This window comes from Kitasatospora sp. MAP12-44 (genome assembly GCF_029892095.1).
Taxonomy (GTDB): domain Bacteria; phylum Actinomycetota; class Actinomycetes; order Streptomycetales; family Streptomycetaceae; genus Kitasatospora.
The window spans coordinates 5,071,474-5,086,478 of record NZ_JARZAE010000004.1; the positions used below are offsets into that span (position 1 = coordinate 5,071,474).

13 protein-coding genes and 1 tRNA gene are annotated in these 15,005 nt (G+C 71.1%); 11 read left to right on the top strand and 3 right to left on the bottom strand.

Annotation, left to right across the window (positions count from 1 at the left end):
- Nucleotides 1–127: 127 nt before the first annotated feature.
- The 8 genes from eno (at nucleotide 128) to P3T34_RS23735 (ending at nucleotide 7,526) form a co-directional block, all read left to right on the top strand.
- Complete coding sequence (gene eno / locus P3T34_RS23700) at nucleotides 128–1,414, top strand: phosphopyruvate hydratase (RefSeq protein ID WP_280668053.1); 1,287 nt, start codon at nucleotides 128–130, stop codon at nucleotides 1,412–1,414.
- Nucleotides 1,415–1,539: 125 nt separating this feature from the next.
- The gene (locus P3T34_RS23705) at nucleotides 1,540–2,007 is read left to right on the top strand and encodes a septum formation initiator family protein (RefSeq protein ID WP_280668054.1); all 468 of its coding nucleotides are present in this window, start codon (nucleotides 1,540–1,542) and stop codon (nucleotides 2,005–2,007) included.
- A 15-nt stretch (nucleotides 2,008–2,022) separates the two neighbouring features.
- Nucleotides 2,023–2,682, top strand: a complete 660-nt coding sequence (locus P3T34_RS23710) for a DUF501 domain-containing protein (RefSeq protein ID WP_280668055.1) — start codon at nucleotides 2,023–2,025, stop codon at nucleotides 2,680–2,682.
- Nucleotides 2,679–3,620 carry a Ppx/GppA phosphatase family protein gene (locus P3T34_RS23715; protein ID WP_280668056.1) on the top strand — a complete coding sequence of 314 codons (942 nt, stop codon included), beginning with the start codon at nucleotides 2,679–2,681 and terminating at the stop codon, nucleotides 3,618–3,620. Before P3T34_RS23710 ends, P3T34_RS23715 begins: the two co-directional genes overlap by 4 nt.
- A gap of 478 nt (nucleotides 3,621–4,098) precedes the next feature.
- Entirely contained in the window at nucleotides 4,099–5,490 is a 1,392-nt protein-coding gene (locus tag P3T34_RS23720) for an NAD(P)/FAD-dependent oxidoreductase (protein WP_280668057.1), read from the top strand.
- Between the two features lie 387 nt (nucleotides 5,491–5,877).
- A tRNA-Leu gene (locus P3T34_RS23725) sits at nucleotides 5,878–5,959 on the top strand.
- Nucleotides 5,960–6,287: 328 nt separating this feature from the next.
- On the top strand, nucleotides 6,288–7,103 hold the full coding sequence (locus P3T34_RS23730; protein WP_280668058.1) for a Bax inhibitor-1/YccA family protein: 816 nt from the start codon (nucleotides 6,288–6,290) through the stop codon (nucleotides 7,101–7,103).
- A gap of 42 nt (nucleotides 7,104–7,145) precedes the next feature.
- Nucleotides 7,146–7,526 carry a hypothetical protein gene (locus P3T34_RS23735; protein WP_280668059.1) on the top strand — a complete coding sequence of 127 codons (381 nt, stop codon included), beginning with the start codon at nucleotides 7,146–7,148 and terminating at the stop codon, nucleotides 7,524–7,526.
- A 7-nt stretch (nucleotides 7,527–7,533) separates the two neighbouring features.
- On the opposite strand, the gene P3T34_RS23740 is transcribed toward P3T34_RS23735, so the two are convergent.
- From P3T34_RS23740 to P3T34_RS23750, 3 genes are all read right to left on the bottom strand, one after another.
- Entirely contained in the window at nucleotides 7,534–8,580 is a 1,047-nt protein-coding gene (locus P3T34_RS23740; protein WP_280668060.1) for a hypothetical protein, read from the bottom strand.
- A gap of 330 nt (nucleotides 8,581–8,910) precedes the next feature.
- Nucleotides 8,911–10,131, bottom strand: coding sequence for an acetyl-CoA C-acetyltransferase (locus P3T34_RS23745; RefSeq protein WP_280668061.1), 1,221 nt, complete (start codon nucleotides 10,129–10,131; stop codon nucleotides 8,911–8,913).
- Nucleotides 10,132–10,174: 43 nt separating this feature from the next.
- A complete protein-coding gene (locus P3T34_RS23750) occupies nucleotides 10,175–11,284 on the bottom strand; it encodes an SGNH/GDSL hydrolase family protein (protein ID WP_280668062.1) in 1,110 nt (369 codons plus the stop codon).
- 182 nt (nucleotides 11,285–11,466) lie between these two features.
- Between P3T34_RS23750 and P3T34_RS23755 the strand changes: the two genes are divergently transcribed.
- The 3 genes from P3T34_RS23755 (at nucleotide 11,467) to P3T34_RS23765 (ending at nucleotide 15,003) form a co-directional block, all read left to right on the top strand.
- A complete protein-coding gene (locus tag P3T34_RS23755) occupies nucleotides 11,467–12,867 on the top strand; it encodes a cystathionine beta-synthase (protein WP_280668063.1) in 1,401 nt (466 codons plus the stop codon).
- A gap of 447 nt (nucleotides 12,868–13,314) precedes the next feature.
- Nucleotides 13,315–13,632: a hypothetical protein gene (locus tag P3T34_RS23760; protein ID WP_280668064.1), complete on the top strand. Its 318-nt coding sequence runs from the start codon at nucleotides 13,315–13,317 to the stop codon at nucleotides 13,630–13,632.
- A 129-nt stretch (nucleotides 13,633–13,761) separates the two neighbouring features.
- Nucleotides 13,762–15,003 carry an Ig-like domain-containing protein gene (locus P3T34_RS23765; protein WP_280668065.1) on the top strand — a complete coding sequence of 414 codons (1,242 nt, stop codon included), beginning with the start codon at nucleotides 13,762–13,764 and terminating at the stop codon, nucleotides 15,001–15,003.
- Nucleotides 15,004–15,005: the final 2 nt, after the last annotated feature.

Here is a 15,005-nt window from a genome sequence, read left to right on the forward strand (position 1 = left end):
CCGGTGAGTACGACGCCACGTGTTGAGACGCACCCCAGGTCCGGGTGGCCCGGACCTGGGGTGCGGCTAGGCTCAGGTCGTAACGAACCCGTTTCCCGCAGGACCGCTTCCGCATAGGAGATGCCTCGTGCCGTCCATTGATGTCGTCGTAGCCCGCGAGATCCTCGACTCTCGTGGCAACCCCACGGTCGAGGTCGAGGTCGGCCTCGACGACGGCAGCACCGGCCGTGCCGCCGTTCCGTCCGGAGCCTCCACCGGTGCCTTCGAGGCGCTGGAGCTGCGCGACGGTGACAAGAGCCGCTACTTCGGCAAGGGCGTCGAGAAGGCCGTCCTCGCCGTCATCGAGCAGATCGGCCCGGAGCTGATCGGCTACGACGCGACCGAGCAGCGCCTGATCGACCAGGCGATGCTGGACCTGGACGCGACCCCGGACAAGTCCTCGCTGGGCGCCAACGCGATCCTCGGCGTCTCGCTCGCCGTCGCGCACGCCGCCTCCGAGGCCAGCGACCTGCCGCTGTTCCGCTACCTCGGCGGCCCGAACGCGCACGTGCTGCCCGTCCCGATGATGAACATCCTCAACGGTGGGTCGCACGCGGACTCCAACGTCGACATCCAGGAGTTCATGATCGCCCCGATCGGCGCGGAGTCCTTCTCCGAGGCCGTCCGCTGCGGCGCTGAGGTCTACCACACGCTCAAGGGCGTGCTGAAGGAGCGCGGCCTCTCCACCGGCCTGGGCGACGAGGGCGGCTTCGCCCCGAACCTGGACAGCAACCGCGAGGCGCTCGACCTCATCGTCGAGGCCATCAAGAAGGCCGGCTACACCCCGGGCAAGGACGTCGCGCTCGCGCTCGACGTCGCCGCCTCGGAGTTCTACAAGGACGGCGCCTACCAGTTCGAGGGCAAGGCGCTCTCCTCGGCCGAGCTGATCGCGTACTACGCCGACCTGGTCGCCTCGTACCCGCTGGTCTCCATCGAGGACCCGCTGGACGAGCAGGACTGGGACGGCTGGAAGGCCATGACGGACGAGCTGGGCGACAAGGTCCAGCTGGTCGGCGACGACCTGTTCGTCACCAACCCGGTCCGCCTCGCCAAGGGCATCGAGACCGGCACCGCCAACGCGCTGCTGGTGAAGGTGAACCAGATCGGTTCGCTGACCGAGACCCTGGACGCCGTCGAGCTGGCCCAGCGCAACGGCTTCCGCTGCATGATGTCGCACCGCTCCGGCGAGACCGAGGACGTCACCATCGCCGACCTCGCCGTCGCCACCAACTGCGGCCAGATCAAGGCCGGTGCGCCGGCCCGCACCGACCGCACCGCCAAGTACAACCAGCTGCTGCGCATCGAGGAGATCCTCGACGACGCCGCCGAGTACGCGGGCCGCGCGGCCTTCCCGCGCTTCCGCCACGAGGGCTGACCCCTCCTGCGCTCCGCCTGACCGGTGCCCCGCCGCCCACCCCGTAGGGTGGACGCCGGGGCACCGGCGCACCGCGCCGGACCGCGGCCCCGTCCAGTACGGCCGACCGGAGGGGTACCAGACAGATGGCAGGCTGGAAGTTCCCGGGCCTGACGGTGCGGCCGCGCTTCACCAGCCGGGCCACCGTCCTCGTCCTGGTGCTCTGCTCGCTGGTGGCGATCCTCGCCTACCCGACCCGTCAGTTCCTCTCGCAGCGCTCCGAGATCGCCGACCAGCGCGTCAAGGCCGAGCAGGCCCGCCAGCAGGTCGACACGCTGACCAGGGAACGGGCCCGCTGGCAGGATCCGGAGTACGTGAAGGCACAGGCCCGCGAGCGCCTGCACTACGCGCTCCCCGGCGAGACGCCGTTCGTCTCCGCCGACCCCGCCCTGTCGCCCGGTGGCAAGCCCCTCGCGGCGCCCGGATCCTCGCAGCCCAAGGCGGCCAAGCCCTGGTACTCCGTGGTCTGGGACTCCGTCGACGCGGCCGACACCAGCCCCCCTGAAGCAGCCCCTGCCGCAGCCCCTGCCCCCGCTCCCGCCCCCGCTCCGTGAGAAGACTGCACCCCCATGACCTCTGACCCCACCCCGCCGGTCGCCGACCGCGACCTCGCCGCCGTCGCGGCCCAGCTCGGCCGCGTCCCGCGCGGCACCCGGGCCGTCGGCCACCGCTGCCCCTGCGGCAACCCGGACGTCGTCGAGACCGCGCCGCGGCTGCCCGACGGCACCCCGTTCCCGACGCTCTACTACCTGACCTGCCCCAAGGCCGCCTCGCTGATCGGCACCCTGGAGGCGGACGGCGTGATGAAGGATCAGACGGCCCGGCTGGCCACCGATCCGGAGCTCGCCGCCGCGTACCAGAAGGCGCACGAGGACTACATCGCCCGCCGGGACGCCATCGAGGTGCTGGAGGGTTTCCCGTCGGCCGGCGGGATGCCGGACCGGGTGAAGTGCCTGCACGTGCTGGTCGGCCACTCGCTGGCCGCCGGGCCCGGCGTCAACCCGCTGGGTGACGAGGCGCTGGCGATGCTGCCGGAGTGGTGGCGCAAGGGCAGTTGCGTGAGCGAGGAGGCCATCGAGGCCGGAGTCGAGGCGCTGCACAGGGAGCGCACCGAGGGCGAGGACCCCGACGCGGTGATCGCCGCCAAGCAGCGGAAGGCGGCCGAGCGGGCCGCCAGGCGGGCAGCCCAGCGAGCGGCCCAGCAGGCCGGCCAGGAGGAGCAGAAGTGACGACCAGCAAGGTGGCCGCAATCGACTGCGGCACCAACTCGATCCGCCTGCTGATCGCCGAGCTGGACCCGTCCACCGGCGCGATCACCGACCTGGACCGCCGGATGCTGATCGTCCGGCTCGGCCAGGACGTCGACCGCACCGGCCGGCTCGCCCCCGAGGCGCTCGAGCGGACCTTCGCGGCCTGCCGCGAGTACGCCGCGATCATCGCCGGGCACGGCATCGGCCCGGAGCTGACCCGCTTCGTGGCCACCAGCGCCTCGCGGGACGCGGAGAACAGCGACGAGTTCGCCCAGGGAGTCCACGAGATCCTCGGCGTCATGCCCGAGGTGGTCAGCGGCGACCGGGAGGCCGAGCTCTCCTTCACCGGCGCCACCCGGGAGTTGGCCGGCGGACCGGTCGGCGCGCCGTACCTGGTCTTCGACCTCGGCGGCGGCTCGACCGAGTTCGTGCTCGGTACGGAGCACGTGCAGGCCGCCCGTTCGGTGGACATCGGCTGCGTCCGGCTGACCGAGCGGCACTTCGCCGGGTCCGAGATCCCGACGCTCGGTCAGATCTCGGCGGCCAAGGCCGACATCAAGGCGGCGCTGGAGCAGGCCGCCGAGGTGGTTCCGCTGACCGGGGCCGCCTCGCTGGTCGGCCTGGCCGGGACGGTCACCACGGTGGCCGCCATCGCGCTGGAGCTGCCCGCGTACGACTCCGAGGCCGTCCACCACGCGCGGATCAGCCTGCAGCAGGTCCGCGAGGTCACCGGCCGGCTGCTCAGCTCCACGCACGCCGAGCGGGCGGCGATCCCGGTGATGCACCCGGGGCGGGTGGACGTGATCGCGGCCGGTTCGCTGGTGCTGCTCTCGATCATGGAGCGGACGGGCGCCGCCGAGGTGCTCGTCAGCGAGCACGACATCCTCGACGGCATCGCCTGGAGCATCGTCGGCTGAGCCGGCCCCCGCCGTGCCTCGCCCGACCGCTTCGAGGGGCCCTCGCCAGGCCCCTCGAAGCGGCCTCCAAGTGGCCTCGAAGCCGCCTTGAAGCCCCGTCCGGGCAGTCGGCGCGACAGCCGCCGCGAGAAAGTTCGTGAATTTCTTCACATGGCGAACCGGCCTTTTGTCGCAGTCGGCTGTCCGGTCCGTCCGGATTGCGGGACCGAAGGCCGCCGCCGGGGCGCAGGCGATGGATCCCAGGCCGACCTCCGACTTGGCCGATGGAATCGAAATGGCGCGCGGGAACCCGGCTGCCACCCGGATCGTTGCTGATCAGCAGGGGCGTCGTCGTCCAAACGTCCGAGCCGGTCCTTGATCCGCCCGAGGGTGCGGCGCGGTGCCCGGATTCGGGGCCGCGTAGTGTAGCACGAGGTGTCCAGAGTTCTGTGACGGGCCTCACGCAGGGTGCTGCGAACGGTGCTGGATACTTTCCGACATGAGCACCACGGAGCGTCCTCGCATCCTTATTGTCGGCGGTGGTTACGTCGGCCTGTATGCCGCGATGCGCATCCTCAAGAAGATGCGCTACGGGGAGGCGACCGTCACGGTCGTCGACCCGCGGTCGTACATGACGTACCTGCCCTTCCTTCCCGAGGCGGCCGGCGGCAACGTCGCGCCTCGCAACCTCGTCGCACCGCTGCGCAGCGCCCTGAAGAAGGCGGAGGTGCTCACCGGTCACGTGACCGGCGTGGACCACGCCCGCAAGGTCGCCACCATCGCGCCGCTGGCCGGCGACTCCTACGAGCTGCCCTTCGACTACCTCGTCGTCGCGACCGGCTCGGTCTCCCGCACCTTCCCGATCCCGGGTCTGGCGGAGCACGGCATCGGCATGAAGACCGTGGAAGAGGCCATCAGCCTCCGCAACCACGTCATGGCGCAGCTGGACAAGGCCGAGTCCACGGCGGACCAGGACGTCCGCCGCAAGGCCCTCACCTTCGTGGTCATCGGCGGCGGCTTCGCCGGCGTCGAGACCATCGCCGAGGTCGAGGACATGGCGCGCGACGCCGCGAAGATCTACAAGACCGTCAGCCGGGATGACATGCGGTTCATCCTGGTCGAGGCGGCCAACCGGATCCTCCCGGAGATGGGCCCGGACCTCGGTCTGTGGACCAAGGAGAAGCTCGAAGAGCGCAACATCGAGATCTACATCGAGACCTCGATGGACTCCTGCGTCGACCAGCACGTCGTGCTGAAGAACGGCATCGAGGCCGACGCCGCCACCATCGTGTGGACGGCCGGCGTCAAGCCCAACCCGGTGCTGTCGAACTTCGGTCTGCCGCTGGGTCCGCGTGGCCACGTCGACACCGCCCCGACCCTCCAGGTCCAGGGCTTCGACAACGTCTGGTCGGCCGGCGACAACGCCCAGGTGCCGGACCTCGCCGTCGGCGAGGGCGCCTGGTGCCCGCCGAACGCGCAGCACGCGGTGCGTCAGGCGGTGCAGCTCGCCGACAACGTGATCTCCGGTATGCGGGGCTTCCCGCAGAAGGAGTACAAGCACAAGAACCTCGGTGCGGTGGCCGGTCTGGGCCTGCACAAGGGTGTGGCGATCCTCTTCGGCAAGTACAAGCTGAAGGGCCGTCCGGCCTGGTGGTTCCACCGCCTGTACCACGGCAGCCGGGTGCCGACCATGAACCGCAAGGTCCGGGTCTTCACCGACTGGACGCTCGCGATGTTCCTCAAGCGCGAGATCGTCGGCCTGTCGGAGATGGAGAAGCCGTTCGGCGCCTTCCAGGAGGCTGCGGCCCCCGCCCCGAAGCCGGTCGAGGCCAAGCCCGCTGCCGCCGCCGGTTCCGCCGCCGCGGACAAGGAGCTCGCCACCAGCAAGTAACGCGACTGACCCCGGCGCCGATCGCCGGGGTGTGAGTCGGAGGCTCTCCGCCCGGCAATGTCGCCGGACCACGACCTCCGTGGTGCTCAGCCGGCCGTATGACCGGGCGGAGTACAGCAAGCAGTGCAGGAAAGGGGCCCCGGGCCCGATGGTTCTCCCATCGGGCCCGGGGCCCCTTGCTTGTGAGTGGACGTCAGCCGAGCGCCCGGTGCCCGCTTCTGACGGTCGGCCCGTCCGATGGCTGGATAGCGCGGTTGAGCTGGCCGAATGACAGACAGTTCGTCAGATGTCAGGGAAACATGACAACTTCCCGCCCTGGGAGCATGCGCAAGAGGGATCGGGACGACTAGGCTCAGGGGTAGCCCGCACAGGGGCGGAGCGGTTCACGCCCGGATGGTGGAACGCAGACACGGGCAGCTTAAAACTGCTTGGCCGCGAGGCCGTGCCGGTTCGAGTCCGGCTCCGGGCACTTAGCCGTGCAGGGCGCCTGACCTGCACGGCAGGTCAATCCCTCCGGCGATCGGCGCCCGTAGCTGTGCCACTCCACGGGGGCCGCCTCATAGGCGAGTTGGTGTTCTGACTCTCCCACAGGTCTGCGCAGGCCCCGACTACCGGATGACCGGCAGCTGCCCGGAGCGCCAGTCGCTGAGCCGCTTTCGGATGCTCGCCACCATCGGCAGGCTGGGTACTCCGTAAGGCATCCCGGGCGGATCATCCCTGCGGCGTACGGGCTTTCCTTTGCCAACACATTACTGTTGGGCCGTGGTGGTGACGTGCCGCCCTGGGAGGAAAGAGTCATGAGGAGCAGCAACCCGGTCTTCTCGCGGGACGGTTCGTTCACCCGCGGGGCCCGTGACAGCCGGCAGACCGGCTATGCGGACTTCGGCAGGTCGCCGGGCAGCGCTGAGCAGTTGGAGGAGCTCTACCGGGCCCCCGCGGCCGGTCCGCTGGCGACCGGTCGGATGACCATGGACGACGTGGTCGCCCGCACCGGGCTGACCCTGCTGACGCTGGTGGCCACCGGCGCGGTCGCGTGGTTCGCCCTGCCGAGCGCCAACTACGGTGTGGCTGCGGGGGCTGCCCTGCTGGCCTTCGTGGTCGGCCTGGTGATCAGCTTCAAACGGAGCGTCAGCCCGCCGCTGATCCTGCTCTACGCGGGCTTGGAGGGCTTCTTCCTCGGCGCGATCACCCGGGTCTTCAACACGGTCTGGCCGGGCATCGCGATCCAGGCGGTGCTCGGCACCGCCGCGGTCTTCGCCGGGATGCTGATCGCCTACCGCTCGGGGCGGATCAAGGTGACCGCCCGCTACACCCGGATCGGCCTGGCGGTGGCTGTCGGCTTCCTGCTGCTGATGCTGGTCAACGTGGTGGCCTCGCTGTTCGGCGCCTCGCTGGGGCTGAACTCGGGCCCGCTGGGCATCCTGGTCGGCGTCCTGGGGGTGGGTCTCGGCGCGTTCTTCCTGTCGCTCGACTTCGCCTCGATCGAGGAGGCGATCCGCGGCGGCGCCCCGCAGCGCGAGTCCTGGCGGGCGGCGTTTGGGCTCACGCTGTCGCTGGTCTGGATCTACCTGGAGATGCTGCGGCTGATCGCGATCCTGCGGGGCGACGACTGAAGCGTTCCGGGGGCCCTTCGGCGTTTTGGATACCCTCGCGGTATGCCCGAAGCCACCACCCTGCTGGAAGCCGTCGACCGCCTGGCGGATCGTTTCCGCTCGATGCCGCAGAGCCAGCTGCTCGGCGCCGTCCCCGGACACCCGTCGCGGGCCGCCGCCGGGCTGGCGCTGGCCAGCGAACTGGCCGCCGCCGCCCAGCTGCTGGAGGAGGGGGCGGACGCCGCGCTGCGCCCGCTGCCGTCCGCCGGCGCCTTCGCGGTCGGCGATCAGCTCGCGGTGGCCGGCCACGACCTGGTCGCCGCGCTGGGTGACCGGCCGGCCGACGCGGTGGTGCCGACGACGGACGGCGTCCGGTCCACCGCGGCCGGACTCCTGGCGGGAGCGGTCGCGGCGGTGGGCGCCGTCGGGGAGTTGTGCAGCTGAGCTGGCGTCAGATGCTGGCCACCACGCGGTCGGCCAGCACGTAGACGGCCTCCTCGTCGGTGGAGAAGGTCAGCGAGTACGAGCCGGAGAAGCGCGAGCCGCCCAGCAGTCGGACGTCCTCGCCCGCGCGGACCGCGTCGATCAGCCGGTAGGCCGCCTCGCGGTCGCCGGGGGCCACGCAGAGCGTGGTGCCGTCGGCGAAGGCGTAGACGTCCAGGGTGCCCAGCGGGCCCGGGCGGACGTCGGTGAGCGCGACACCGTCCTCGGCCAGGCTGGTCAGCTTGGTGTCGGTCCACTCGCGGGACGGGGTCTGGCTCGGCACGAAGTCGGGGTGCGAGGGGTGGCGGCGCGGGTCGGGGGCGGCGACCGGTTCGGCCTCCACGGCCGGGTCCACGTCCAGCAGGCCTGCGTCCAGACCGGTGGCCAGCAGGTCGGCCTCACGCCGGGCGCGCGCCTCGCCGGTCCCGCCGGTGCCGCCCGGGCCACCGGTGCCGTCGCCCGGCAGTCCGCCGGTCGGCGCCGCCGAGGGGTGGCCGCCGGGACCGCCCAGGCCGCCAGGGCCGGTGGAGGGCAGCGAGCCGCTGTCGTTGATCAGGTCCTCCAGCGCCGAGCGCAGCGCCTCGCCGAACTCCGGGTCCATCGTGCCGGCGCTGTCCGCCGCGTCCTGCGGGCCGATCGGCCGCGGGAAGAAGACCGGCCAGCTCTCCGCCGGGCCGAGCCCGTGCAGGCTGCCGAGGCCGCTCAGGCCGATGCCGGGCTCCCCGCCGGCGCCGGTGAACGGCGTGTCCAGCAGCGGCTCGTCCTCGGCCGCGCGGGCCTCCTGCTCGGCCCAGAACGCCCGCGCCTCGTTGATCTCGCGCTCACGGTCGGCGGCCAGCGCGTCGGTGACGGCGCGGCGTATTGCCGCCTCGTCCACCGGGGCGGACGCGGGCGCGTCGGTGGAGGCGGCGGCGCGGAGTTCGTCGAACCGGCGGGAGAGGCCGCGTACATGGAGGAGAACGGCTGACGACACGGCGATCAGGACCAGCAGCAGGGCGATGTACACGGCGCTCACGGAACGTACTCCTTGCGCGGAGTGGAACAGGGGAACGTCTCCACCCTGCCGCATGGTGGGCTGTGGCTGCAGTGGAAGATGTCCGAAATGTCCGTGACGTTGGTCATTGTCCAAAAATCTCAGGCCTACACCGTTATACGCTGCGCAGTTGACCGACTTCGGGGCGTCGAGAAAAGGGCCCCGGAGAGACGAAATGAGGGCCGGATCGCCCAAGAGGTGTGATCCGGCCCTCATTTACCCTGCGTCACGCCGAACGGGTGGCTCTACGGCGGGAGTTCGACGCGCTGTGTTCAACTGGCTCCGCTACGTCTCAGCTCAGCGCGGTTCGGCTCAGCTCAGTCGCTCGATGACCATCGCCATGCCCTGGCCGCCGCCGACGCACATGGTCTCCAGACCGAACTGCTTGTCGTGCCACTGCAGCGAGTTGATCAGCGTGGTGGTGAGCCGCGCGCCGGTCATGCCGAAGGGGTGGCCGACCGCGATCGCGCCGCCGTTGACGTTCAGCTTGTCCAGGTCGATGCCCAGGTCGCGGTAGGACGGGATGACCTGGGCAGCGAAGGCCTCGTTGATCTCGACCAGGTCGATGTCGTCGATGGTCAGCCCGGCCCGCTTGAGCGCCTGGCGGGAGGCCTCGACCGGGCCGTAGCCCATGATCTCGGGGGAGAGGCCGGAGACGCCGGTGGAGACCACCCGGGCCAGCGGCGTGATACCCAGCTCGCGGGCCTTGGTGTCGGACATGATCACCAGGGCGGCCGCGCCGTCGTTCAGCGGGCAGCAGTTGCCCGCGGTGACGGTGCCGTCCGGGCGGAAGACCGGCTTGAGGCCCGAGACGGCCTCCAGGGTCACGCCGGCGCGCGGGCCGTCGTCGGTGGAGACCACCGTGCCGTCGGGGGTGGTGACCGGGGTGATCTCGCGGGCCCAGAAGCCGGACTTGATGGCCGCCTCGGCCAGGTTCTGCGAGCGCACGCCGAATGCGTCCTGGTCGGCCCGGGTGATGCCCTTGAGCGCGGCCAGGTTCTCCGCGGTCTGGCCCATCGCGATGTACGCGTCCGGGATCAGACCGTCGGCGCGCGGGTCGTGCCACTCCCCGCCGCCCTGCTCGGCACGCTGGGCGGTGCGGGCCACCGCGTCGGCGAAGAGCGGGTTCTGGGTGCCCGGCAGGCCGTCCGAGCTGCCGTTGATCGAGCGCGACACGGTCTCGACGCCGGCCGAGATGAAGACGTCGCCCTCGCCCGCCTTGATCGCGTGCAGCGCCATCCGCGTGGTCTGCAGCGAGGACGAGCAGTAGCGGGTGATCGTGCAGCCCGGCAGGTGGTCGAAGCCCATCTGGACGGCGATGATCCGGGCCAGGTTGTGGCCCTGCTCGCCGCCCGGCAGGCCGCAGCCCAGCATCAGGTCGTCGATGTCGCGCGGGTCGAGCTGCGGCACCTTGGCGAGCGCGGTGGCGATGATGTGGGCGGTCAGGTCGTCCGGGCGGACGTCCTTCAGCGAGCCCTTGAAGGCCCGGCCGATCGGCGAACGGGCGGCGCTGACGATAACGGCTTCGGGCATGACGGCTCCCTGGAGGTGAGTACGGCTGCTACGGAGAGGAAAGTTACTCCCAAGTAGCCCGCGCGTCATCCGGCGCCGTGTGTGAGTTCGCCGACGCGGGCTCAGCAGTGGGCTCAGGAGCGGGATCGGCAGCGGCTTTGGCAGTGGCTTCGGCGGGGCTCTCGGTCGAGGGCAGGGCGAGGCGCAGCCGGTGCTTGACCAGCGCCCAGCGCCCGGTCCCACCGGGCGTGGCCGAGGCCACCTCGGTGCCGGACTGCCCGGCGGCGCGGGCGGCCGCCATCGCCATCGGCAGCACCGCCTCGCGCTGGGTCGGCGCGGCCTCCCGGGTCTCCTCCGGCCAGAGGTCGAGCGCGGCGCAGAGCGAGGGCAGCATGGCCATCGCCGCCGTGGCATAGCCCTGGGCGGAGGGGTGGAAGCGGTCGGAGGCGAACATCTCCGGCCGCGCGGCGAACTCAGGACCGAGCAGCGAGCCCAGCGAGACCGTCCGGCCGCCGGCCTCCACGGTCGCGATGGTCTGCGCGGCGGCCAGCTGCCGGCTGACCCGGCGGGCCACCCAGCGCAGCGGCGGCCGCACCGGCTTGATGGTCCCCAGATCTGGGCAGGTGCCGACCACCACCTCGCAGCCGATCGCCCGCAGCTCCCGGACCGCCTCGCCGAGCTGGCGCACCGACTGGGCGGCCGGGCTGTGCCGGGTGACGTCGTTGGCCCCGATCATGATCACGGCGACCTCGGGGCGGGCCTTCAGGGCGAGCTTCACCTGTCGCTCAAGATCGTCCGAACGAGCCCCGGACAGTGCGACGTTGACGAGCCTCACGCGCCGCTCGGCGACCGAGGCCAGGCCTGCGGCGAGCAGCGCCCCCGGGGTCTCGCGGGTCCGCCGCACGCCGAGCCCGGCCGCCGTCGAGTCGCCCAGGAAGGCCAGCACCAGGGGCTCGTGGTCCGCCGCCGGATCGGCGAACTCCTCCCCGTACACGCCGTCCGAGCGCGGTGGATTGCCCTCCAGGATGCCGACCGCGCGGATCGCCAGCCGGCTCTCGGTGATCAGCACCCCCGCGAGGCCCACCCCCAGCAGGCCGAGTCCGCCGCCGCCGTACGCCGCCGCCGTGGCGATCCGTCGGGCGACCCGCGCCCTCGAATGCTGCGCCCCTGGCATCCGGCAACCCCCTTCGTAGCCGTCCGGCCGCCCGCGCCGCGCGGGTGCCGTCTCTCTCTGCACATACCCGTTGACGCCTTCACGCTATCGGGATGCATCGGCCATCCGGAGCCATAGGCTTGACTTACCGAAGGCATGACCCTCTGAAAAGCCATGCAAAGCCACAGACCGGGAGGACCCCCGTGCGGTACCAAAATTCGATCATCGACCTGGTCGGCAACACCCCGCTGGTGAAGCTCAACAAGGTCACCGAAGGGATCACCGCCACGGTGCTGGCCAAGGTTGAGTACTTCAACCCCGGTGGCTCGGCCAAGGACCGCATCGCGATGCGGATGATCGAGGCCGCCGAGGCTTCCGGTGCCCTCAAGCCTGGCGGCACCATCGTCGAGCCGACCTCGGGTAACACTGGAGTGGGCCTGGCCATTGTGGCGCAGCAGAAGGGCTACCGCTGCATCTTCGTCTGCCCGGACAAGGTCTCCACCGACAAGATCAACACCCTGCGGGCCTACGGTGCCGAGGTCGTGGTCTGCCCGACCGCGGTCGCCCCCGAGCACCCGGACTCGTACTACAACGTCTCCGACCGCCTGGTGAAGGAGACACCGAACGCCTGGAAGCCGGACCAGTACTCCAACCCGGAGAACCCGGCCGCGCACTACGCCACCACCGGTCCCGAGCTCTGGGAGCAGACCGACGGCAAGATCACCCACTTCGTGGCGGGCGTCGGCACCGGCGGCACCATCTCCGGCACCGGCCGTTTCCTGAAGGACTCCTCGGGCGGCACGGTGCAGGTCATCGGCGCCGACCCGGAGGGCTCGGTCTACTCCGGCGGCACCGGCCGCCCGTACCTGGTCGAAGGCGTCGGTGAGGACTTCTGGCCGACCGCCTACGACCGCACGGTGGCCGACGAGATCATCGCGGTCTCCGACAAGGACTCCTTCCAGATGACCCGCCGGCTCGCCCGCGAGGAGGGCCTGCTGGTCGGCGGCTCCTGCGGGATGGCCGTGGTGGCCGCGCTGGAGGTCGCCAAGCGGCTCGGCCCGGACGACATCGTCGTGGTACTGCTGCCCGACGGCGGCCGCGGCTACCTGTCGAAGATCTTCAACGACGACTGGATGGCCGACTACGGCTTCCTGCCCACCGCCGAGGACGAGGCGACCATCGGCGAGGTGCTGGCCCGCAAGGACGCCATCGCGCACGAGGGCACCCCGCAGTTCGTCCACATGCACCCCAACGAGACGGTCGGCGAGGCGGTGCAGGTGCTGCGCGACTTCGGCGTCTCGCAGATGCCGGTGGTCTCCCCGGGTGCCGGGCACCCGGACATCATGGCGGGCGAGGTGATCGGCGCGGTGGCCGAGCGCGACCTGCTGGCCGCCCTCTTCAGCGGCGGCGCCCAGCTGACCGACGCGCTGGAGAAGCACATGTCCAAGCCGCTGCCGGTGGTCGGCTCGGGTGGCTCGGTGACCGGTCTGATGAGCGTGCTGGAGAAGGCCGACGCCGCGGTGGTGCTGGTGGAGGGCAAGCCGCAGGGCATCGTCACCCGGCAGGACCTGCTCTCCTTCATGGCGGGTCGCACGGCTCACTAAGGGCGGGTGTCTCACGATCTGGTACACCCGCGACACCTGCCCGCATCACTTGGTTAACAACGGTCGTGCATCGTAGGGGTCACGGCAAGACGCCGAAGCGTGACGGTGGTGGTGACCGGGAGCGGCTCCCCGGTCCCGCGGCCGTCCCGACACACGGGCGCCGGACCTGAAACCGGCGGACTGTGTCTCCCTCCAGGCCTTCGCACTGCGCTGGAGGGGCCTCTCGTGGGGGTCGTCGTCGTCCCGCCCCTGTCGGTGCGGCTCCGGCCGCGCCCGCAGGGTGCGACGGCCCGCACGGCACCTCGCGCCGTCATGGCGCGGTTCCGCGGCTCCCGGGTGGGGGAGTCGGACGGAGCGGGCAGGGCCGGTCCCGGTTCAACCGGGACCGGCCCCTGCTGTTTCCCGCTGGGGTTGGGCACCGGCTCGGTTCTCCCCTACGCTCGCCACATGACCAGCACCGAAGCTTCCGATGCCCCCCGTTATGTCCGCCTCAGCATCGAGCTGATCGCCGAGATCACCGACGAGGGTGCTCTCAAGGCGGCCGCGCTCGCCCAGGTCGAGGCTGACGAGTACCTCGACGACGAGGAGCGCACCCAGTCCGTCGAGGCGATCGAGGTGGACCCCTCGGGTTCGCTCGCCCACTTCATCGACCCGGTGGCGCTGCTCGGCGACGTCCCCGGCATCGAGCTGACCCAGGCCACCTGGGAGTCCGCCCAGACCGAGTTCGACCCGGAGGACGACAGCTACGAGTTCGAGGTCGAGTAGTTCCGTCCGCTCGTTCACATACCGCTCCGCCGATCTTCCGGCTGGGCGGTATGTCCATTTTTGGCGGTATCTCATCGCATCTCATACGATCTGATCCTGCGTCCTCGCGAGCAGCAGGGAGACCACGACGTGACGGCACAGGATCAGCAGGAGTGCGGCGTTGCCGGCGGGGGCATGAGTCGGCGCGGGGTGTTGGCCGGGTTGCTCGGGGCTCCGGTCCTGCTGGTGGCGGCCTGTGACTCCGCCAGGAGCGGCGGGACGGCCTCCGGCGCGGGTGGCGCCGCCGCGCCCCGGACCTCGATAGCCGCGATCACCGTCTCCCCGGCGGACGGCACCGCCGACGCGCCGTTCACCGCACCCGTCCAGGTCGGCGTGGCGTCCGGAACCCTCGCCTCGGTCACGGTCACCGACGCCGCCGGCCGGCAGATAGCCGGCCGGCTCGCCCCCGACAGGGCGAGCTGGACCTCCACCACCGCGCTCAGCAGCGCCACCAGGTACGTCGTCGCCGCGGTCGCGGTGGACAAGAACAAGCTTCAGGCGAACGCCGACACCAGCTTCACCACCGCCGCCCCCGCCCACACCTTCGTCGCCTACTTCACCCCGGAGAACGGCAGCACGGTCGGCGTCGGGATGCCGGTCTCGATCACCTTCAACACCCCGGTCACCGACCGCAAGGCGGTCCAGCAGGCGATCACCGTCCTCGCCGACCCCGGGGTGGAGATCGCCGGCCACTGGTACTCCAGCACCCGGCTGGACTTCCGCCCCGAGCAGTACTGGGCCAAGGGCACCAGAGTCACCCTCCAGCTGCGCCTGAAGGACGTCGAGGGGGCGACGGGCGTCTACGGCACCCAGGCCAAGGACGTGCACTTCACCATCGGCCGCAGTCAGACCAGCGTCGCGGACCTGAGTGCCGACACCCTCACCGTGACCACCGACGGCCAGGTCACCGCCACCTACCAGGTGATCGGCGGGGCACCCCAACACCGCACCTGGGCGGGCAAGATGGTGATCTCCGAGCAGTTCCAGCAGACCAAGATGGACTCCACCACGGTCGGCCTCGGCGACGAGTACAGCATCCCCGACGTGCCGCACGCCCAGCGCCTGACCGCCTCCGGCACCTTTGTGCACGGCAACTACTGGTCCGCGCCCGCCGCCTTCGGCAACGCCAACACCAGCCACGGCTGCGTGGCCCTGCGGGACGTCCAGGGCGCCGACGATCCCGGCACGGACGCCGCGAAGTTCTTCCGGAGCTCGATGGTCGGCGACGTGGTCGAGGTGGTGAACTCCGGTGACCGCACGGTCGACCCGGCCAACGGCCTGGGCGACTGGAACCTGTCCTGGGCGGACTGGAAGGCCGGCAGCGCGCTCTGAGC